Source organism: Methylobacterium sp. Leaf102 (assembly GCF_001422425.1).
Taxonomy (GTDB): Bacteria; Pseudomonadota; Alphaproteobacteria; order Rhizobiales; family Beijerinckiaceae; genus Methylobacterium.
The window spans coordinates 257802-276255 of the sequence record NZ_LMMX01000023.1 but is presented as its reverse complement, the minus strand read 5'-3'; the positions used below and the strand labels follow the sequence as shown (position 1 = coordinate 276255).

Below are 18454 nucleotides of genomic sequence, written 5' to 3'. Positions count from 1 at the left end.
CCCTCGCGCGGGGGCGACAGCCTTCCCACATGCGCCCCAGCCGAGTTGGGGGGGAATGCAGGATGATGTGGCTTCGGGGTCTCACAGGGGGAATGGCCGCTGCTGCCGTCGTGGCAGGAGCGCTCGCCGGCGCGGTGTCCGCCAAGGCGGAGGATGCCGATCGGATCTTCGACAAATCGACGGTCTGGCGGCCCCTTACACCGAACGACAAGCTCGTGGTCTACGGCATCGACGATCCGGCCGTGGCCGGTGTGGCGTGCTGGTACACCCAGCCCGAGAAAGGCGGCATCAAGGGCACCCTGGGGCTGGCCGAGGACGTCTCGGACATCTCGCTCGCCTGCCGTCAGGTCGGTCCCGTGCAGTTCAAGGACAAGCTCGGTCAGGGCGAGGTGGTGTTCAGCGAACGCCGCTCGCTGATCTTCAAGTCGATGCAGATCGTGCGCGGATGCGACGCCAAGCGCAACACGCTGATCTACATGGTCTATTCGGATAAGGTGATCCAGGGCTCGCCCAAGAACTCAACCTCGGCCGTGCCGCTCATGCCGTGGGGCACGGAGCCGCCGCCGCGATGCGCCGATGCCATGAAGAAATAAGCTTCCAAACACGTTCGGTCCGGCCACGGATCCTGAAATCCGATGGCCGGCGCTGATCCGGTCCGGTCGCTCAATCCTGGCAGGTGATGCGGATCGGACGCTCGGCCTGCTTGATCACGGGAGGGGTGGGAATCGCCCCGGTGTACTCGTCCTGCGCCGCGACGCCGAAGGAACCGGCGGAGGCGAATCCCTGTGCTTCGCACCAGGCATTCGCGACCACCTGTCCGCAGCTGCTCTCGCCATTGCTCAGGCAATCGCCGACGCCGTAGCCCTCGCCGGCCGGGATCAGGAACGTCTTCTCCACCTGCGACACCGCTTTGGTGGGAGTCTCGCCGTCTCCGCCCGCGAGCGCGGTGGAGGAAATCATCAAGGCGAGAGCGAGGAGGGTGCCGATTTCGGCGGCCGGGCGGCGCATGGGCAGAACCTCGATGGAGGGATTCGGGTTGGGGGAAATCTCAAGGGTCCAGGTAAACAAACCCTTTCCGCCCTGGATCGCTTTCGATAGGCGGCGGAGCGGCGCTGTTCTCGAATTGCTCATGGGTTCGGGGTAGCCCAGGACGGCCGACGGCACCGTCGCCTTCGTGCAACAGGCGCCGGCTGCAGCGCGGCACCCCCGCCGTTGGACGTGTCGGTCGCCACGGGGTACCGACGCCGGGAAGCGGCGAAGAACCAAGGCGCTAGGGGCGGTCGAGCTGTGCGATCCGCTCGAGGGACGAGGGACGGTTTCATGGCCCCGATGTTGCGGCTCTACAACACGCTGACCCGGCAGAAGGCTGCGTTCGCGCCGATCGATCCGAGCCATGTCCGGATGTATGCCTGCGGTCCGACGGTCTACGACGCGGCCCATATCGGCAACGCCCGCCCGATCATCGTCTTCGACCTGTTGTTCCGGCTCCTGCGCCACCTCTACGGCGCGGCGCACGTCACCTACGCGCGCAACGTCACCGACGTGGACGACAAGATCAACGCCCGCGCGGCCGAGCGCGGCATCACCATCCGTGACCTCACGGATGGGACGCTCGCGGCCTTTCACGACGACATCCGTGCCCTCGGCGTGCTGATGCCCGAGGACGTGAACGTGGCGGGCGAGCGTCCGCGTTTCGTCGAGCCGCGCGCCACCGATCACATCGCCGAGATGATCGCCATCATCGAAGGGCTGGTGGCGGCCGGTCACGCCTACGTTGCGGATGGCCACGTGCTGTTCGACGTGCCCTCGATGCCCGATTACGGCGGCCTGTCGAAGCGGCCCCTCGACGAGATGGAGGCCGGCGCCCGCGTCGAGGTCGCCCCCTACAAGCGCTCGCCCCTCGACTTCGTCCTGTGGAAGCCTTCGAAACCCGGCGAGCCGTCCTGGCCCTCGCCGTGCGGCCTGCCCGCGCCCGGCCGTCCCGGCTGGCACATCGAGTGCTCCGCCATGTCGTGGAAGCACCTGGGAAAAACCTTCGACATCCATGCCGGCGGCATCGACCTCATCTTCCCGCATCACGAGAACGAGGTTGCCCAGTCGCGCTGCTGCTTCTCCACCGACGTGATGGCCAACGTCTGGCTCCACAACGGTTTCCTGCAGGTGGAGGGGGAGAAGATGTCGAAGTCCCTCGGCAACTTCATCACCATCCGCGACGTGCTGAAGGACTGGCCCGGCGAGGTGGCCCGGCTCGCCATGCTCAAGACGCACTATCGCCAGCCCATCGATTGGACGGTGCGGGGGTTGGAGGAAGCGGCCCGGACCCTGGAGCGCTGGTACGGGATCGTCGGCGATAGTGCAGCCTCTCCGGTGATTCCGGACGGGCTGCTCGAACCCCTGACCGACGATCTCAACACCGCTTCGGCACTCGCGGAACTCCACCGCCTCGACGATCCCGCCGGCCTCAAGGCGGGCGCCAACCTGATGGGTCTGCTCACGCAGACCAAGTCGGCCCGCGACCAGGGCAGCATCCGGGCCGCCGGGCTGGACGTACTCGAGGTCGAGGCCCTGATCGAAGTGCGCCGCGCGGCCCGCGCCGCCAAGGACTGGGCCGCCTCCGATCGTGTCCGCGACGCGCTTCTGGCCATGGGCGTCACCGTGAAGGACGGCAAGGACGGCACCGTCTGGAGCGTGACCCCATGATCGCCCCCGCCGATCGCCAGCCGATCGTGGTCGCCGATGCCGGGCCGCTGATCCGGCTCGCGGCGGCCGGCATCCTCGATACGCTCCGCGGACTTACTCGGCGGATCGTCCTGGTGGACCGGGTCGAGAAGGAGGTCGCGGGCGACCTGTCGAAGACCTTTGCATTCCCAGCCGATGTTGACCGACGCGGATTGAGGGCGATTCAGAGCCGTTCGGTGACGAACGCCTCGGCCTGTGGGGCGGGCGGCGAAGCGGCCGCCGCGTCGCGCAGGATCCCGACCACGTCGCCGGCTTCGCTGGCGACGAGATAGCTGAGGTCGAGCCCCTCCCGGATGAATCCTTGGGCTCGCATGTGGTCGAGGAGCGTCAGGAGCGGCGTCCAGAAGTCCGCCACGGAGAGCAGCAGGATCGGCTTGTTGTGCTGGCCGAGCTGCGCCCAGGTGAGCTGCTCCACCAACTCCTCCAGGGTGCCGATGCCGCCCGGCAGGGCCACGAACGCGTCGGAACGCTCGAACATCAGACGCTTGCGGGTGTGCATGTCCTCGACGACGATGGTCTCCTGGATCTCGTCGAGCATGCGCTCCCGGGATTTCAGGAAGCTCGGGATGATGCCGGTGACATGGCCCCCGTTCTGGAGGACGGCGCGCGCCACCGTACCCATGAGGCCGACATTGCCGCCGCCGTAGACGAGGCCGAGGCCGGCCTGCGCCAGGGCCTTGCCGAGGGCCTCGGCCGCCGCGGTAAAGGCCGGGTCGCCGCCGAACCCGGAGCCGCAATAGACGCAGACCGTCCTCACCGGTGCCATGTGCCGCTTCCCCTCCGGGTCCGGCCGCGCGGGCGCGTGCCGTCCACGGGCCAAAGTGCTGATTTTACGGGAGATCCGGCCTTGAAAAGGCCGTCGGGATTTGGTGTTCCGGTCATGTTCGTTAATATGTCGCCGTCAAGTGCCGATTTGTCGCCGGGGCAGGTCAGGGTCGATCGCGGTTTCGCCGCCCGGACGATGGAAGAGGGAGTGGTGCGTCATGAAGGCGGAGTTGCGACGGAGCATCTTCCTCGCCTGCGTGGGGCTTCTGGGCGGCTTCACCCTCGTCGTCACCCTCTATGGCGCGAGCGAGTTGTTCAAGCACGGATTCGGCACGCCCGAGGGCCGGGCCGTACCCCTCGTCGCCGATCCGCTCGCGGGCTCAGGGGAGGGAGCGCTGCCGGTGCCGGGAAAGCCCCGGTCGGACCGGCTGCCGGAGCCGGACCGGCTGCCGGAGCGGACGCCCGCCCAGGCATCGCGGGACACTCCGGCGGCGACCGGCACCGAGGCGTCGGCGCCGACCTTCGACATCATCCGCGTCGAGCCGTCGGGCGAGGCCGTCATCGCCGGGCGGGCTGCGCCCAACACCACCGTCGAGCTGCTGCGCGACAATCAGCCCATTGCCCGTGCGCTCGTCGACCCGTCCGGCCAGTTCGCCATCGTGCCGCCTGCCCTGTCCCCCGGCAGCAGTGAGATCACCCTGCGGTCCACGGGGGCCGACGGCCGATCCGTGGTTTCGCGCGACTCCGTCGCCGTGGTCGTCGCACCGAAGCGCGACACCAAGCCCTTGATCGCGTTGACGTCTCCCGACAGGCCGACGGTGGTTCTGTCCCACCCCGAGCCCGTGGCGGCGCCCCCGGCCGCCGTCGCCGCAGGAGCGCGGGACGGGGCCAAGACGGGGCCCAAGACCGGGTCCGACACCGCGAGGGCGGAGGCGAAACCCGAGGCCGGCACGGTGGCCGAGGGCAAGGCGCCGGAGAGCAGGCCCCCGGAGACGGAGCGGGCGGGCGCGGCGAGCCCGGTCAAGATCGTCAGCGTCGAGGCGGAGGAGGGCGGGCGGCTCTACGTCACGAGCCAGGCCCAGCCCGGCGCGACTCTGCGGCTCTACCTCAACGACACCCTGGTGGCGCCGGGCAGCGCCGGGGCGGACGGGCGCGTCGCCTTCACCATCGGGCGGGGCGTGCAGCCGGGCGCCTACACCATCCGGGTCGATCAGGTGGACCCCGTCTCGGGCAAGGTGAAGACCCGCTCCGAGGTGACGTTCTCCGTGCCGGCTGTGAAGCCGGCCGTGCCCAGACCCACCGCGAAGACCACCGCGGCCATGCCCGAAGCAGCCGTACCGCCGGCGCGAATCGCCGTTCTGGAACAACCGCTTGGCCCGGCCTCGGCCCGACCGCCGGGCGAGGCCGCGCCCCCCCTTGCGGCGACCCCGACCCCGGCGGCGACGGCGCCGGACCCCAAGCTCGACACCACTCCCGACCCGAAGCCGGAGCCGCCCCGGACGGTGTTCGTGCCGGAGGTCGGCACGGCACGGATCGTGCGGGGCGACAGCCTGTGGCAGATCAGCCGGCGCATCTACGGGCGCGGCACCCGCTACACGGTGATCTACGACGCCAACCAGCCGCAGATCCGCAACCCGGACCGGATCTATCCGGGCCAGATCTTCGTGCTGCCGAGCGACGGAACGGCGGCGGTGGCGGGCACCGTTCCGCGCGGCTGAGTCCGTTCCACGCCCTGCCGCGTGGAACGGTCCATCCCCCGAAAACCCGCTTTCTGGAACGGCGCATCCACGAGGGTGTCACGGCGCACGGTCCCCACGCACCGGCGCGGGGCGGCCTTGCGCCGAAGCACGGCTGTCATCGGGCGCGGACCGGCTTATATCCGTTCCAAATTCAGCCTTCACCGAGAATCGAAACGGCATGACACCCGACCCCGCGCAAGCGCCGGGCGGCGCGCCGCCCGCGCGCCCCGGCCTCGTCGCCACCTATCGCCGGCTGTGGCCCTACCTGTGGCCGTACGGCCGGCCCGACCTGCAGCGGCGGGTGTTCCTCGCGTTCGGCCTGCTGATCGTGGCGAAGTTCGTCACCATGGTGACGCCGTTCACCTTCAAGTGGGCGACGGACGCCCTGGTGGCCCTGACCGACCCGAAACCCGGGGCCGCGATTCCCACCGGCGTGTTCGCCGCCCCCATGGTGCTCATCGGACTCTACGGCCTGTCGCGGGTGGCGATGGCGGGGCTGACGCAGGTGCGCGACGGGCTGTTCGCCAAGGTGGCGATGCACGCCGTGCGGCGCCTGGCGCTCCAGACCTTCGAGCACATGCACCGGCTCTCCCTGCGGTTCCACCTCGAGCGCAAGACCGGCGGCCTGACCCGGGTGCTGGAGCGCGGCCGCGGCGGCATCGAGGAGCTGTCTCGCCTGATGGTGCTCACGTTGGTGCCCACCATCGTCGAGTTCGTCCTCGTCATCGGCGTGCTCGCCTACGAGTTCGACTGGATCTACTCGGCCGTCGTGTTCGTCATGGTGGCGGCCTATCTCGCCTTCACCTGGAAGGCGACGCAGTGGCGCATCGAGATCCGCCGCCGGATGAACAACTCCGACACCGACGCCAACACCAAGGCGGTGGATTCGCTCCTCAACTTCGAGACGGTGAAGTATTTCGGCGCGGAGCGCCGCGAGGCGGAACGCTACGACGCCTCCATGGCGAAATACGAAAAGGCCTCGACGCAGACCTACGTGTCGCTGGCCGTCCTCAACGCCGGTCAGGCGGTGATCTTCACCATCGGCATGACCGTGGTGATGTGGCTGGCGGCGCGGGACATCATGGCCGGGCGCACCACGCTCGGCGGGTTCGTCCTCGTCAACACCATGCTGATCCAGCTGTCGATGCCCTTGAACTTCATGGGCATGATCTACCGCGAGATCAAACAGGCGTTGATCGACATCGACGACATGTTCCTCATCCTGCACCGCAACCCCGAGATCGCCGACCGGCCCGACGCCAAGGCCCTGCGGGCCCAGGGCGGCACGGTGGAATTTAAGGACGTGCGCTTCGCCTACGATCCCGCCCGGCCGATCCTGCGCGGCGTCTCGTTCACGGTGCCGGCGGGCAAGACCGTCGCCATCGTCGGCCCCTCGGGCGCCGGCAAGTCGACCCTGTCGCGGCTGCTGTTCCGGTTCTACGAGCCGCAGGGCGGGCGCATCCTGGTCGACGGCCAGGACATCGCCGGGGTCACCCAAGGGTCGCTGCGCGCCGCCCTCGGCATGGTCCCGCAGGACACGGTGCTGTTCAACGACACCATCGGGTACAACATCCGCTACGGCTGCTGGGACGCCACGGACGCCCAGGTGCGCGAGGCCGCGTCCCTGGCCCAGATCGACCGCTTCGTCTCCGCCCTGCCGGAGGGCTACGACACCCCCGTGGGCGAGCGCGGCCTCAAACTCTCGGGCGGCGAGAAGCAGCGCGTCGCTATCGCGCGCACCATCCTGAAGGGCCCACCGATCCTCGTCCTCGACGAGGCGACCTCGGCCCTCGACAGCTTCACCGAACGCGAGATCCAGGACGCCCTCGACACCATCTCGCAGAACCGCACCACCCTCGTCATCGCCCACCGCCTCTCGACGGTGGTCAACGCCGACGAGATTCTGGTGTTGGACAAGGGGGTGATCGTCGAGCGGGGGACGCACCAGGGGTTGCTGGATGCGGGTGGGGTTTATGCTTCGCTGTGGAGCCGGCAGCGGGAGGCTGATGCGGCGCTTGAGGTGTTGCAGCGGGCGGAAAGTGAAGCGAGGCGTGTGGGTGTGACGCGGGAAGCTGTGCCAGCAGATTGACCAAATCCGAACGGAATTTTTGATCCGAGTGATGCTTTCAACTCAGCTCTCTGAGACGGACCCAGATCCACAAGCGGAGAGTGAATAGAGTGTCGCTGTGCTACCACAGGGATAAAAAAGGAGGCGATATAGTGCGATCCTTCGATATGTAGAGTTGCAGGCTTTGCAGCACCCGGATAGCTTTTCTGTTAAATGAGATTGCGGTGGGTCTGCATGTCAAGAGGCAAGTGGGTTACGTTGAAGTTGCACCAACTTCGTCTGGATCAAGAAAATTACCGATTAGGCCCCCAGGCAACGCAACGCGAAGCTATTAGAGCGATGATAGATGAGCAAGGAGCAAAATTAGTCAGAATAGCAAAGGATATATTGCAGATGGAGGGCATAAGCCCAGGTGAGCCGATTTGGGTAGTTCCAGCTGGTGTGCGCGGGCAATATATTGTTGAAGAAGGTAACCGCAGAATTACTTCTTTAAAGATCCTTGAAACTCCAGCCCTGGCTGATGGAACTGTTGTCTCGAAACAATTTCGCCGTCTTTCAAAGATTTTTGCTGAAAATCCAATAAGGGAAGTTGACGCTCGTCTGTTCGATAGTCGCGAGGACGTTACGCCTTGGAAGCGTCGACGCCATATGACTGCTACTTCTGGGGTAGGGCTCGCCCCGTAGAAGCCATTGGCGAAAGGTCGCGCTAATCGAGACGCGGGCTTGGATGCACCACGCTCCTTGGCCGTTGTTGAGTTTTTTGCTGATGATCAAAGTGTTCAATGGGCCGAAACTCTTGAGGCGCTTGACGGACGATGGACGACCGTTGACCGCGTTCTAAATTCAGCACCATTTAAAGATATCCTGGGGATTGATATCGACCCTAAAACCAGCATCGTCTCATTCGAGAATGGGGACGAAATATCTGGACGAAATCTATTGCAGCGTATTCTGGCTGCTATGGCGGCCCCAGAATTTGAGTTTGCAGATATTGAGGATAAGGATGATCGGCACAAGTTTGTATCTAAATTTGCAGATTACAATGTAAAAGCGGCAGAAGGTGCGCCGAAGTGGGGATTTTCTTCTAAATCGAGCTACGCAGATCCAAGCACTCGATCTGCGTCTTCGGCTGAACAGGGATCGCCAAGCCCACCTGAAAATTCTGAACCCAACGAACCTGATCGGGAGTCGCAACGGGCACATTCTTCATCAAACCGACGGCAAGGAGCTGATCTAAACAGGAAGACGCTCGCACCGACGGGCGGCCCAAGGTCATTGCATGTTCAAGGAATAAGATTGGCGCCCTTGTATAACGAGTGCAGAAGGCTGGTTGTTAAGAAAAATGAGAATGCTGCAGCTCTTCTAGTTCGAGTATTTATAGAGTTAAGTAGTGAAGTTTATTTAGAAGAAAAGCGGGTTTCGATTCCGCCCAGCCTAACTAGTAGGAGTATTTCAGAGTGGAGCGATCATAAAGTCAAGCTGTCAGAGAAAGTGTCAGCTGTCATTCATTCAATCGACCCTTTAGGAAAATCCCCAGTTTTCGCTCAGGCCAGAATGGCGATTAAAAATGATGCGGTCGGCCCGTTTTCGCTAAAGATGTTGCATAGTTATTTCCATAACCATCATGTTTTGCCAGATGAAACTACGGTAAAGGCAAGTTGGGATGGGTGGGAGGCGTATCTGAAAGCGCTTCATGCATCATTGAATGAGCCTATTTAAGTCGGTAGCATGACTGAAAAAAGCTAGAATTCGACATGGAACAATTTTCATCTCCACTGCGCTACCCCGGAGGTAAGGGGCGATTAACGCAGTTTGTCGCCGACCTTATCGACACGAACGGTCTTTCGGGCTGTGATTATGTCGAGCCGTATGCTGGCGGTGCTGCTATTGCGATAACTCTCCTGTATCTAGAGTATGCAAGTCATATCCATTTGAACGATATCAATAAGTCGGTCTTCGCTTTTTGGTATTCTGTTTTGAATAATCCGGAAGAGTTGTGTCGATTAGTTCAAGACACCTCTATAAATATTGAAGAATGGAATCGCCAAAGAGCGGTGCAGTTCGACCCTGCATCCGACAAGCTTGCGCTTGGGTTTTCGACATTCTTCCTAAATCGTACGAATCGGTCTGGAATAATAAAGGGCGGGGTAATCGGAGGAAAATCTCAATTGGGAGAATGGAAGCTCAATGCACGATTCAATTCTAAAGAACTAGCTAGAAGGATTGAAAAAGTTGCCAGCTACAGCTCAAGAATAAGTCTGTACAACCTCGATGCAGTTGATTTGATAAGTAGTATTATCCCAGCTCTACCGAAAAAAACGCTTATATACTTGGACCCGCCGTATTACGTGAAGGGAAAGGGGCTTTATGAGAATCATTATTGCCATGAAGATCATGTAAAAATCGCAAGCACAGTAAAATCAGGTATAAGTACGCCATGGATTGTTTCATATGACAATGTTGACCCGATAAAGATGCTCTATGAGGATAAAAGACAAACAACATTCGGAATTTGGTATACCGCTGGTAAAAAACATTCTGGGAAAGAGGTGATGATATATAGCGACTGTCTCGAGATTCCCTCTGTGATCGAGCCCTCCAGAGGAATTGCGGCATAAGAGAACAATTTGAGGACCATTGTCATAAGGTGCGTCCATTTCAATAGGGAGCGTGGAGTGGGGGCAGTACCAAGGAGCGGAAGGAATGCGTCCTTTCACAAGCGATGCGAAATGCATGATATTCGTAGCGTTGAGCGTCTCGGAACGCAGCCACTTTCAACTCAGTTTTGAAGCCATGCGGGCAGACACATATTCTTACTCGGGCATTGTGGCATCGCGCTCCTGGGGAATGCTCAAAGGTTGACGCGCGCCCCCCCGCCTGCCATCGCGCGGGGTCCGGATTCCCGTTCGCGCCCGCGCCGGGCCACGATCTGAAAGACCGCATGTCCGACCTCCTCGAGACGATTCGCCGAACCCTCGTGCCGATCCACAAGGAGGGCTATCCGTTCATCCTCATCGGCATCGTGCTGACGGTGATCGGCGGGTACTTCGCCCAGTTCCTCGGGTGGATTTTTCTGATCCTCACCCTGTGGGTCTGCTACTTCTTTCGCGATCCCGAGCGCGTCACCCCCGTGGGCGACGGGCTGGTGGTGTCGCCGGCCGATGGGCGGGTGAACCTCATCGCCACCGTGCTGCCGCCGCCCGAGCTCGACCTGCCGCAGGAGCCGATGCTGCGCGTCTCGGTGTTCATGAACGTGTTCGACTGCCACGTGAACCGCGTGCCGATGACGGGCAAGATCGGGCAGATCCACTACACGCCCGGGCTGTTTCTCAACGCCGAACTCGACAAGGCCAGCGACGACAACGAGCGCAACGGCCTCGTGCTGGAGACGACGCATGCGGGCGCCCCCCTGCGCATCGGCGTGGTGCAGATCGCCGGCCTCGTGGCGCGCCGCATCGTCGGCTGGGTGCATGCCGGCGATACGCTGAACGTCGGCGAGCGCTTCGGCCTCATCCGCTTCGGCTCGCGGGTCGACGTCTACCTGCCCGTCGGCACCCGCGTGCTCGTGGGGCTGGGCCAGAAGGCGGTGGCGGGCGAGACCGTGCTGGCCGACCTCGCCGGCGGCCCCGAGCGCGCCTTCCGCCGCATCTGAGGGATGAGCATGGACGATCTGTTCCCGCCCTTCGCGCCCGACGCCAACGAGCCCCGGCCGCGCCGGTTCAAGCCGGTGCCGTTCCGGATGATCGCGCCCAACATGATCACCCTGATGGCGCTCTGCCTCGGGCTCACCGCCATCCGCCTCGCCTTCGAGGGCAAGTTCGAGCCCGCCGTCATCGCCATCGTGGCCGCCGCCTTCCTTGACGGCATCGACGGGCGGGTGGCGCGGATGCTCAAAGGCACCTCGCGCTTCGGGGCCGAGCTCGATTCGCTGGCCGACTTCGTCAATTTCGGCTGCGCCCCGGCGCTGATCCTCTACGGCTTCGCCCTGAAGGAGCTGCGCTCGGTCGGCTGGATCGTGGCCCTCATCTTCGCCATCGCCATGGCGCTCCGGCTCGCCCGCTTCAACGCCATGCTGGACGACCCCAACCGCCCGGCCTGGAAGAAGGATTTTTTTGTGGGTATGCCGGCGCCCGCTGGGGCGTTGACGGTGCTCTTGCCGCTCTACCTGCACTTCCTCGGCCTGCCCCTGGAGCGCTGGGCCGCCCCGGTGGTGCTCGGCTACATGCTGTGCATCGCGCTCCTCGTGGTCTCCACGGTGCCGACCTTCTCGGGCAAGACCGTCGGCAAGCGCGTCCCGCGGGAAGCGGTGCTGCCGATCTTTCTCGTGGGCGTCGCGGCCTTCGGGCTGCTGATCTCGTTCCCGTTCGAGGCCATGGTGGCGCTGGCGCTCGGCTACCTCGTCACCCTGCCCATCGGCGCGGCGCAGTATCGCCGCCGGGCCAAGGCCGAGGCCCGGGCCGCCGCCTCCCTGCCAGCGCCCGTGGTGGCCGACGACCGCGATCCGGGCGGGTCGGAGCGCGATCGCGCCGTGGACAGCTGAGGCGCCCGCCTGTCGCCCTGCACCGGCATCCCGTAGTCTTCGCGCGAAGAATCAGGCGCGGAGACTGCGATGCTCGAAGAGTTCAAAAAATTCGCCCTGCGCGGCAACGTGGTCGACCTCGCCGTCGGCGTGATCATCGGCGCGGCGTTCGGCGCCATCGTCACCTCGGCGGTGCAGGACGTGTTCATGCCGATGATCGGCGCCATCACGGGCGGCCTCGATTTTTCGAACTACTACATCGCCCTGTCGTCGAGCGTACAGAAGGGCGCGGCCTACGCCGACGCGAAGAAGCAGGGCGCGGTGATCGGCTACGGCCAGTTCCTCACCGTGGCGATCAACTTCATGATCGTCGCCTTCGTGCTGTTCCTCGTGATCCGGGCGATGAACCGCCTCGTCAGCAAGGAGGAGGCGAAGCCCACCCCCGAAGTGCCGGCCGACGTGAAGATCCTCACGGAGATCCGCGACCTCCTGGCGACGAAGCCGGCCGTCTAGGGCCGCGCCGGCCTCCCGGCTGCGCCAGCCTCACGGCTGGGGAGGCTTGCCCGTCAGGTCCTCCACGAGCCCGTCGAGGGCGTGCTCGACGGCGCCGGTGCCCTCCTCGTGGGTCTTCAGCCGCACTTCCAGGCGCTTGAGCTGAGGGCCGAACGCCTGGGGCGTCACCGGGTCGCCGAGGTATTCCGGCACCGCCTCGTCCGTGGTGAAGACCGAGCGCAGTTGCTGGCCGAGGTGATCGCGCACCGGCTCCGGCAGGGCGGCATCGTGGGGGTGGTCGCTCACGGCTGGAAGTCTCCCGTCGGTTCAAGACTGCACAACGGTCGGGCCCGGGCAAGTGTTGCGTCGGTGCTCACAAATGACGGTCCGCCCCTCGACAAAAAAGCCCCCGTCGCCGGGGGCTTTCTCAAATCCGGCTAGGCCGAACGATCAGGTCAGAGGACGGTTCAAGCCTAGTCGATGACTTCGACGATCCGGCGGCTGCGGTCGACCAGGACCGGGCGGTCGTTGACGATGGTGTAGCGCGAGTCGCGGGCGTTGTACTCGTCCGGCACGTCGTAATAGGTCACGCCGGCGCTCGGCAGCACGGTACCGACGCGGACATCGCCGTCATAGGCGTAGGACGAGCGGCGCTCGCGGGTGACGTACTGGCGGAAGCGCGGACGGTCGTCGATGCCGAGGATGCCGCCCACCGTGCCCGTGGCCGCGCCGACGGCACCGCCCACGATGGCCCCGAGGGGGCCGGCCGCATCGGCGCCGTCCTGGGCGCCGCGCTCGGCCCCGCGCACGAGGCCCTGGGCCTGGACGGCCATGGGCAGGCTGAGGGCAAGCACCGAAGCGGCGAGAAGAGTCTTGAGATTCATGGTCGGGTCTCCCGAAAGGCTGTCCCGCGACGCCGTGAAGCACCGCGGGTTCGGGGCCTCAACGTGCGACCCCCCGAAAGGGATGCGGTGAAATCCCGTCTCCTTCCGTGGGAGACTCGGGGCGATCATCCCGAGCCGCGACGATGTCCGTGTCGGTGATGTGTGGGAAGGCACGATGCTTACTCGCTGAGCAGTTAAGCCTGCGGATTAGGCTGTCTGGGTGGGACGTTGATTATTTAATAGTCCACTCGCACAGAAGAGCATCACATGCGTCTTGCCGCCCTCCTCATCGCCGCGCCGCTCCTCGTCGTCGGGACCAGCGGCGCCACCGCACAATCCCGGACCTGGAACGCCCTCAGCCAAGCGCCGACCTACCAGGCGCCCGAGCAGGTCATCGAGGGTCCGCGTCGCAACACCCGGCGCGATCCCACCGGCATCCTGCGCGGGCAGGGCGTCAGCAGCCTCTACGGCGGCATGGGGAACATGGGCGGCGGGTCCGGCCGCAGCGCCAACACCGGCATCGGGCTGGGCGGCATCGGCGCCTCCCAGGGCGCGCGGAACTGATCTCGGATCCGCCGCACCGGTTCGGGGACGGGCCGGAGGCGGCGTGATCCGGCACGGTCGCCGGTCCCGCCGGGTGAAAGGCGCGGCGCCCCGCGCGCTTCGTTGAGCTCGCGGCCTCGGCGGTCTATGCACGGATCCCATGGACCTCCCAGCTTCCCACCTCGAAACTTCCCACCTCCAGGCGTCCCCCCTGCAGGCGTCCGCGAGCCGATCCGTGGCGCCCCTCGCCTGCAAGCCGCCGCGCCCCGGACGCGCGGCGCCGTTCCTGCCCATGAGCCGGGCCGAGATGGACAGGCTCGGGTGGGATGCCTGCGACATCGTCCTGGTTACGGGCGACGCCTATGTCGATCATCCGAGCTTCGGCATGGCCATCATCGGCCGCCTGCTCGAAGCGCAGGGCTTCCGGGTCGGCATCATCGCGCAGCCCGACTGGCAATCGGCGGAGCCGTTCAAGGTGTTGGGCCGGCCGACGCTGTTCTTCGGCGTCACCGGCGGCAATCTCGATTCGATGGTGAACCGCTACACGGCGGACCGGCGCCTGCGCAGCGACGACGCCTACACGGCGGGCGGGGAAGGCGGCGCCCGCCCGGACCGCTCGACCATCGTCTACACGCAGCGCTGCCGCGAGGCCTACAAGGACGTGCCGATCATCCTCGGCGGCATCGAGGCGTCGCTCCGCCGCATCGCCCACTACGATTACTGGTCTGACAAGGTGCGCCGCTCGATCCTGGCGGACGCCAAGGCCGATCTCCTCCTCTACGGCAATGCCGAGCGCGCCGTGGTCGAGGTAGCGAACCGCATGGCCGCCGGCGCGAAGCCGCACGAGCTCGATTCCGTCCGCGGCGTCGCCCTGTTCCGCCGGGTGCCCGAGCACTACACGGAGCTGCCCGCCGACGATCTCGACTCGGCCGACGAGGCCGCCATGCGCCGCCCCGGCGAGACCGTGATCCGGCTCCCCGCCTACGACGAGGTCAAGGACTGCAAGGAGGCCTATGCCCGCGCCTCGCGGGTGCTGCACCGGGAGGCCAATCCCGGCAACGCCCGCCCCCTGGTCCAGCGCCACGGCGACCGCGACCTGTGGCTGAACCCGCCGCCGATCCCGCTCACCAGCGAGGAGATGGATTCGGTCTACGACCTCCCCTACGCCCGCGCGCCCCATCCCGCCTACGGCGACGCGAAGATCCCCGCCTGGGACATGATCAAGTTCTCGGTGACGATCATGCGCGGGTGCTTTGGCGGCTGCACCTTCTGCTCCATCACCGAGCACGAGGGCCGCGTCATCCAGAACCGCTCGGAGGGCTCGATCCTGCGCGAGATCGAGCTGATCCGCGACAAGACCCCGGGTTTCACGGGCGTGATCTCGGATGTCGGCGGCCCCACGGCCAACATGTACCGGATGGCCTGCAAGGACCCGAAGATCGAGGCGGCGTGCCGCCTGCCGTCCTGCGTGTTTCCGGACATCTGCCCGAACCTCAACACCTCGCACGACGACCTGATCCGCCTCTACCGCAAGGTCCGCGAGGTGGAGGGCGTCAAGAAGGTGATGGTCGCCTCCGGCGTGCGCTACGATCTGGCGGTCCGGAGCCCCGAATACGTCGAGGAACTCGTGACCCACCACGTCGGGGGCCGTCTCAAGATCGCGCCCGAGCACACCGAGCGCGGGCCCCTCGACCTGATGATGAAGCCGGGCATCGGCACCTACGACCGCTTCAAGGAGATGTTCGACGCCGCCGCCAAGAAGGCCGGCAAGAAATACTACCTGATCCCGTACTTCATCGCGGCGCATCCCGGCACCACCGACGCGGACATGATGAACCTCGCCGTCTGGCTGAAGAAGAACGACTACCGCGCCGATCAGGTGCAGACGTTCCTGCCCTCGCCCATGGCGACGGCCACGACCATGTATCACACCGAGATCAATCCCCTGCAGGGTGTGCGGCGCGGTGGCAGCGAGCCCGTCGACGCGATCAAGGGGATGCGGCAGCGCCGCCTGCACAAGGCGTTCCTGCGCTACCACGACCCCGAGAACTGGCCCCTGCTGCGCGAGGCGCTGCGGGCCATGGGCCGCGCCGATCTCATCGGGCCGCGGCCGGACCAGCTCATCCCGCTCGCGCAGCCGCCGGGAACGGGTTTGGGCAAGGCGGGCGGCAAGGGGCAAGGCCAGCCGCGACCCGGGCGCCACCCGGGCGCGCCGCGTTTCACCACCAAGGGCGTACCTCTGGGGAAGTGACGGGCCCACCCGGCCATCGGCCGCTGCGGGCGTTCCCGGGACGGCAAACCTGGGAACGGCAAAGCGCGGGCGACCACGGGGCGGTTCTCCGCCCCGGGCCGCTCTTCGATCCGGGCCGCTCTTCGATCCGGGCGGCGCGTCAGTCCTTCGGCATCGCCGACTGGATCAGCCGGTCCGACGACAGGTCTTCCTCGTCGTAGCCGAGGAGTTCGGCGAGGCGCCCGCGGGCGCGGCTGACGCGGCTCTTCACCGTGCCGACCTTGCAGCCCATGATGGCGGCGGCCTCCTCGTAGGAGACGCCTTCGGCACCCACCAGCACCAGGGCCTCGCGCTGGTCGGGCGGGAGCTTGCCCAGCGCCGTCTGCAGGTCCTCCACGTCGAGGCGGTCGCCCTGGTGCGGGGCGGTGGCCAGCCGCGCGGCGTAGGAGCCGTCCTGGTCCTCGACCTCACGGACGCGCTTGCGGTGGTCCGAGTAGAAGATGTTGCGCAGGATGGTGAACAGCCACGCGTTGAGGTTGGTGCCCGGCTGGAACCGGGCGCGGTGCTGCCAGCCCTTGAGCAGGGTGTCCTGCACGAGGTCGTCGGAGCGGGCCGGGTTGCTCGTCAGCGACAGGGCGAAGGCGCGCAACGACGGCACGGCGGCGAGCAATCCGTTGCGGAACTCGGGCTCGATGGCCTCGCCGCGCGCCTTGAGGGCGGCTTCGAGCTTCTCGATGAGTTCGGCGAAGCGGGTCGGCTGCTCGTCCGTGGGAAGGCGGTCGTAGACCGTGCGCAGGTGCTCGCCGAGATGCGTCCGGATGTTGGACGACAGGTTCGGGCGGGCATCCTCGGCGGTGTCGAGGTCGGCGGCAGTGTCGATCGCGTCGCGGGTCATGGCTCGTCGTATTCTGGTCGATCGCGGGGGAGAGCGTCCGGCGCGTGGAAGACAACACGCGCGACGCCCGTCGTGTGGACGCGTTGTAGCGCATCCCGCCCGGCCACGCATCCCGGCCCGCAACCGTCAGGGTTGCGCCATCGTCCACATCAACAGCCCCGCGGTCCGATGCCTTGCGCGGGCAGCGTGGGTTTCCTCTCCGTCCAGGCTGGGCGATCGCATTCGACCATCTGCGTCATTCCGGGGCGCCGCAGGCGAACCCGGAATCCAGATTCGCGCCGGAGGCGTGCAATCCAGAGCCGCCGGCAGAGCAAGACTTGGCCAAACCCGTGTCTCCGGGGTCCGGGTTCCGCTCCGCGGCCCCGGGATGACAAAGCGGGGCGGGACTTCAAACGGTCCCAAACGGCATATGCAATCGCCCTGACCGAAGGGAGCAATCGCCCCGCCCGAAAGGAGAGGGAGCGCGGCGGGCCCTACGCACCGCGCTCGAACACCTCTTCGGCGCGCCATCCGCCGTTGGGACCGGCCAAGGGCTGGTCCTGTAAAAGAGTCGCTCAGCAGCCGCAGGGGGAGGGCACCTGTGCCGAGGCCCGGCCGCCGGGCTTGAGGATGCGGACGGCGCCGTCGCGGAGCGAGAGCACGTGGCCGCGCTCGACGTCGGTCCAGCACTCGTCGCGGGTCAGCGCCTTGGTGGCGATCACCGTCACCACGTCGTCCGTGCCGGTCTCTTGCGCGAAATCGACGCGCCAATCCTCGTCCACCAGGGTGGCGGTGCCGAAGGGGGCGCAGCGGGTGAGGTAGCACAGGCGCTTGCCGCAATGGGCGTAGAGGGTGCGGCTGTCCGAGAGCAGCATGTTGAACACGCCCAATCCGTGGAGTTCGGCGCACAGATCCGCCACGGCCCGGTCGAGGCGGGCCAGGCTCGGCAGGTCGGGCCAGCGCTGCTGCAGCTGGTCGAGCATCCAGCAGAAGGCGTGCTCGCTGTCCGTGGAGCCCACGGGCTTGAACCACGTCAGCGGCCACTTCTTCACACCCTTCAACTGGCCGTTATGCGCGAAGGTCCAGCGCCGGCCCCACAATTCCCGGCTGAACGGGTGGGTGTTCTCGAGGTTGACCCGGCCGCGATTGGCCTTGCGCACGTGGGCGATGACGATGCGGCTCTTGATCGGGGTGCGGCGCAGGAGCCGGGCCAGCTCCGATTGCGCGCTCGGCTCCGGCTCGTGGAAGGCGCGCGCGCCCCGTCCCTCGTAGAACGAGATGCCCCAGCCGTCGGCATGCGGGCCGGTCTCGCCGCCGCGCCGCGCCAGGGCGGCGAAGGAGAACCGGATGTCGGTGGGCACGTTCGCGCTCATGCCGAGCAGTTCGCACATGGGATTTCGGGGAGTTCCGGTCGGGACGGGCGGCGGGGCGGAGCGGGCGGACGCAGGCAGGCGGAAACGGACGGCCGGCGGAACCGGTTGCGCGGTCTAACCTATATTGGTCCGCCCGTGGCCCCGGGGAAGCCGGATTTCGCATTTGGGGGCAGGCCATCCTCAGGCCGACCGGCTTTCGGTGCGGCTCCCGCATGGGAATCGGCATTC

The 18454-nt window shown here is 65.8% G+C and carries 18 protein-coding genes; 12 read left to right on the top strand and 6 right to left on the bottom strand.

From position 1 onward, the window contains the following. Positions 1–92: 92 nt before the first annotated feature. Positions 93–593 (top strand): CreA family protein, encoded by a 501-nt coding sequence (locus ASF27_RS12720; protein ID WP_156368869.1) that lies wholly within the window; start codon positions 93–95, stop codon positions 591–593. A 70-nt stretch (positions 594–663) separates the two neighbouring features. Here ASF27_RS12720 and ASF27_RS12715 read toward each other — a convergent pair whose 3' ends face one another. After that, positions 664–1008 (bottom strand): hypothetical protein, encoded by a 345-nt coding sequence (locus ASF27_RS12715; protein ID WP_056267062.1) that lies wholly within the window; start codon positions 1006–1008, stop codon positions 664–666. Positions 1009–1320: 312 nt separating this feature from the next. Here ASF27_RS12715 and cysS point away from each other — a divergent pair, with 312 nt between their 5' ends. Continuing rightward, positions 1321–2700: a cysteine--tRNA ligase gene (gene cysS / locus ASF27_RS12710; RefSeq protein WP_056303764.1), complete on the top strand. Its 1380-nt coding sequence runs from the start codon at positions 1321–1323 to the stop codon at positions 2698–2700. 202 nt (positions 2701–2902) lie between these two features. Here the strand turns inward: cysS and ASF27_RS12705 are convergent, their stop codons facing one another. After that, a complete protein-coding gene (locus ASF27_RS12705) occupies positions 2903–3505 on the bottom strand; it encodes a TIGR00730 family Rossman fold protein (RefSeq protein ID WP_056360605.1) in 603 nt (200 codons plus the stop codon). 217 nt (positions 3506–3722) lie between these two features. On the opposite strand from ASF27_RS12705, the gene ASF27_RS12700 reads away from it, so the two are divergent. The 8 genes from ASF27_RS12700 to mscL all read left to right on the top strand — a co-directional run bounded on the left by ASF27_RS12700 (position 3723) and on the right by mscL (position 12343). Then, positions 3723–5222 carry a LysM peptidoglycan-binding domain-containing protein gene (locus ASF27_RS12700; protein WP_056360603.1) on the top strand — a complete coding sequence of 500 codons (1500 nt, stop codon included), beginning with the start codon at positions 3723–3725 and terminating at the stop codon, positions 5220–5222. Between the two features lie 199 nt (positions 5223–5421). Continuing rightward, positions 5422–7332, top strand: a complete 1911-nt coding sequence (locus ASF27_RS12695) for an ABC transporter ATP-binding protein/permease (RefSeq protein ID WP_056360601.1) — start codon at positions 5422–5424, stop codon at positions 7330–7332. A 237-nt stretch (positions 7333–7569) separates the two neighbouring features. After that, positions 7570–7995, top strand: a complete 426-nt coding sequence (locus ASF27_RS22305) for a hypothetical protein (protein ID WP_210166272.1) — start codon at positions 7570–7572, stop codon at positions 7993–7995. 39 nt (positions 7996–8034) lie between these two features. After that, positions 8035–9030, top strand: a complete 996-nt coding sequence (locus ASF27_RS22300) for a hypothetical protein (RefSeq protein ID WP_156467516.1) — start codon at positions 8035–8037, stop codon at positions 9028–9030. Positions 9031–9065: 35 nt separating this feature from the next. Further along, a complete protein-coding gene (locus tag ASF27_RS21615; protein WP_082479065.1) occupies positions 9066–9929 on the top strand; it encodes a DNA adenine methylase in 864 nt (287 codons plus the stop codon). A gap of 311 nt (positions 9930–10240) precedes the next feature. Next, positions 10241–10963: a phosphatidylserine decarboxylase gene (locus tag ASF27_RS12690; RefSeq protein WP_082479119.1), complete on the top strand. Its 723-nt coding sequence runs from the start codon at positions 10241–10243 to the stop codon at positions 10961–10963. Positions 10964–10972: 9 nt separating this feature from the next. Further along, positions 10973–11851, top strand: a complete 879-nt coding sequence (pssA, locus tag ASF27_RS12685) for a CDP-diacylglycerol--serine O-phosphatidyltransferase (protein WP_056360597.1) — start codon at positions 10973–10975, stop codon at positions 11849–11851. 69 nt (positions 11852–11920) lie between these two features. Beyond that, positions 11921–12343: a large conductance mechanosensitive channel protein MscL gene (gene mscL, locus ASF27_RS12680; RefSeq protein ID WP_056176393.1), complete on the top strand. Its 423-nt coding sequence runs from the start codon at positions 11921–11923 to the stop codon at positions 12341–12343. Positions 12344–12373: 30 nt separating this feature from the next. Here the strand turns inward: mscL and ASF27_RS12675 are convergent, their stop codons facing one another. Next, on the bottom strand, positions 12374–12628 hold the full coding sequence (locus tag ASF27_RS12675; protein ID WP_056176395.1) for a hypothetical protein: 255 nt from the start codon (positions 12626–12628) through the stop codon (positions 12374–12376). Positions 12629–12795: 167 nt separating this feature from the next. Further along, positions 12796–13206, bottom strand: a complete 411-nt coding sequence (locus ASF27_RS12670) for a DUF1236 domain-containing protein (RefSeq protein WP_056176398.1) — start codon at positions 13204–13206, stop codon at positions 12796–12798. A 267-nt stretch (positions 13207–13473) separates the two neighbouring features. Here ASF27_RS12670 and ASF27_RS12665 point away from each other — a divergent pair, with 267 nt between their 5' ends. Both ASF27_RS12665 and ASF27_RS12660 read left to right on the top strand, forming a co-directional pair. Further along, on the top strand, positions 13474–13770 hold the full coding sequence (locus ASF27_RS12665) for a hypothetical protein (RefSeq protein WP_056176401.1): 297 nt from the start codon (positions 13474–13476) through the stop codon (positions 13768–13770). Between the two features lie 271 nt (positions 13771–14041). After that, complete coding sequence (locus ASF27_RS12660; protein WP_056267059.1) at positions 14042–16000, top strand: YgiQ family radical SAM protein; 1959 nt, start codon at positions 14042–14044, stop codon at positions 15998–16000. A 139-nt stretch (positions 16001–16139) separates the two neighbouring features. Here ASF27_RS12660 and ASF27_RS12655 read toward each other — a convergent pair whose 3' ends face one another. Together ASF27_RS12655 and ASF27_RS12650 are read right to left on the bottom strand one after the other, a co-directional pair. After that, positions 16140–16874, bottom strand: coding sequence for a sigma-70 family RNA polymerase sigma factor (locus ASF27_RS12655; RefSeq protein WP_056176406.1), 735 nt, complete (start codon positions 16872–16874; stop codon positions 16140–16142). Between the two features lie 554 nt (positions 16875–17428). Further along, positions 17429–18244 (bottom strand): class II glutamine amidotransferase, encoded by an 816-nt coding sequence (locus ASF27_RS12650; protein WP_056360594.1) that lies wholly within the window; start codon positions 18242–18244, stop codon positions 17429–17431. Positions 18245–18454: the final 210 nt, after the last annotated feature.

Excerpts from the sequence above, each read along its gene's own strand:
- mscL (WP_056176393.1), top strand. The coding sequence starts at position 11,921 with ATGCTCGAAGAGTTCAAAAAATTCGCCCTGCGCGGCAACGTGGTCGAC.
- ASF27_RS12655 (WP_056176406.1), bottom strand. The coding sequence starts at position 16,874 with ATGACCCGCGACGCGATCGACACTGCCGCCGACCTCGACACCGCCGAG.
- ASF27_RS21615 (WP_082479065.1), top strand. The coding sequence starts at position 9,066 with ATGGAACAATTTTCATCTCCACTGCGCTACCCCGGAGGTAAGGGGCGA.
- ASF27_RS12670 (WP_056176398.1), bottom strand. The coding sequence starts at position 13,206 with ATGAATCTCAAGACTCTTCTCGCCGCTTCGGTGCTTGCCCTCAGCCTG.
- ASF27_RS12720 (WP_156368869.1), top strand. The coding sequence starts at position 93 with ATGGCCGCTGCTGCCGTCGTGGCAGGAGCGCTCGCCGGCGCGGTGTCC.
- ASF27_RS12695 (WP_056360601.1), top strand. The coding sequence starts at position 5,422 with ATGACACCCGACCCCGCGCAAGCGCCGGGCGGCGCGCCGCCCGCGCGC.
- ASF27_RS12700 (WP_056360603.1), top strand. The coding sequence starts at position 3,723 with ATGAAGGCGGAGTTGCGACGGAGCATCTTCCTCGCCTGCGTGGGGCTT.
- ASF27_RS12705 (WP_056360605.1), bottom strand. The coding sequence starts at position 3,505 with ATGGCACCGGTGAGGACGGTCTGCGTCTATTGCGGCTCCGGGTTCGGC.
- cysS (WP_056303764.1), top strand. The coding sequence starts at position 1,321 with ATGGCCCCGATGTTGCGGCTCTACAACACGCTGACCCGGCAGAAGGCT.
- ASF27_RS12715 (WP_056267062.1), bottom strand. The coding sequence starts at position 1,008 with ATGCGCCGCCCGGCCGCCGAAATCGGCACCCTCCTCGCTCTCGCCTTG.
- ASF27_RS12650 (WP_056360594.1), bottom strand. The coding sequence starts at position 18,244 with ATGTGCGAACTGCTCGGCATGAGCGCGAACGTGCCCACCGACATCCGG.
- ASF27_RS12665 (WP_056176401.1), top strand. The coding sequence starts at position 13,474 with ATGCGTCTTGCCGCCCTCCTCATCGCCGCGCCGCTCCTCGTCGTCGGG.
- ASF27_RS12660 (WP_056267059.1), top strand. The coding sequence starts at position 14,042 with ATGAGCCGGGCCGAGATGGACAGGCTCGGGTGGGATGCCTGCGACATC.
- pssA (WP_056360597.1), top strand. The coding sequence starts at position 10,973 with ATGGACGATCTGTTCCCGCCCTTCGCGCCCGACGCCAACGAGCCCCGG.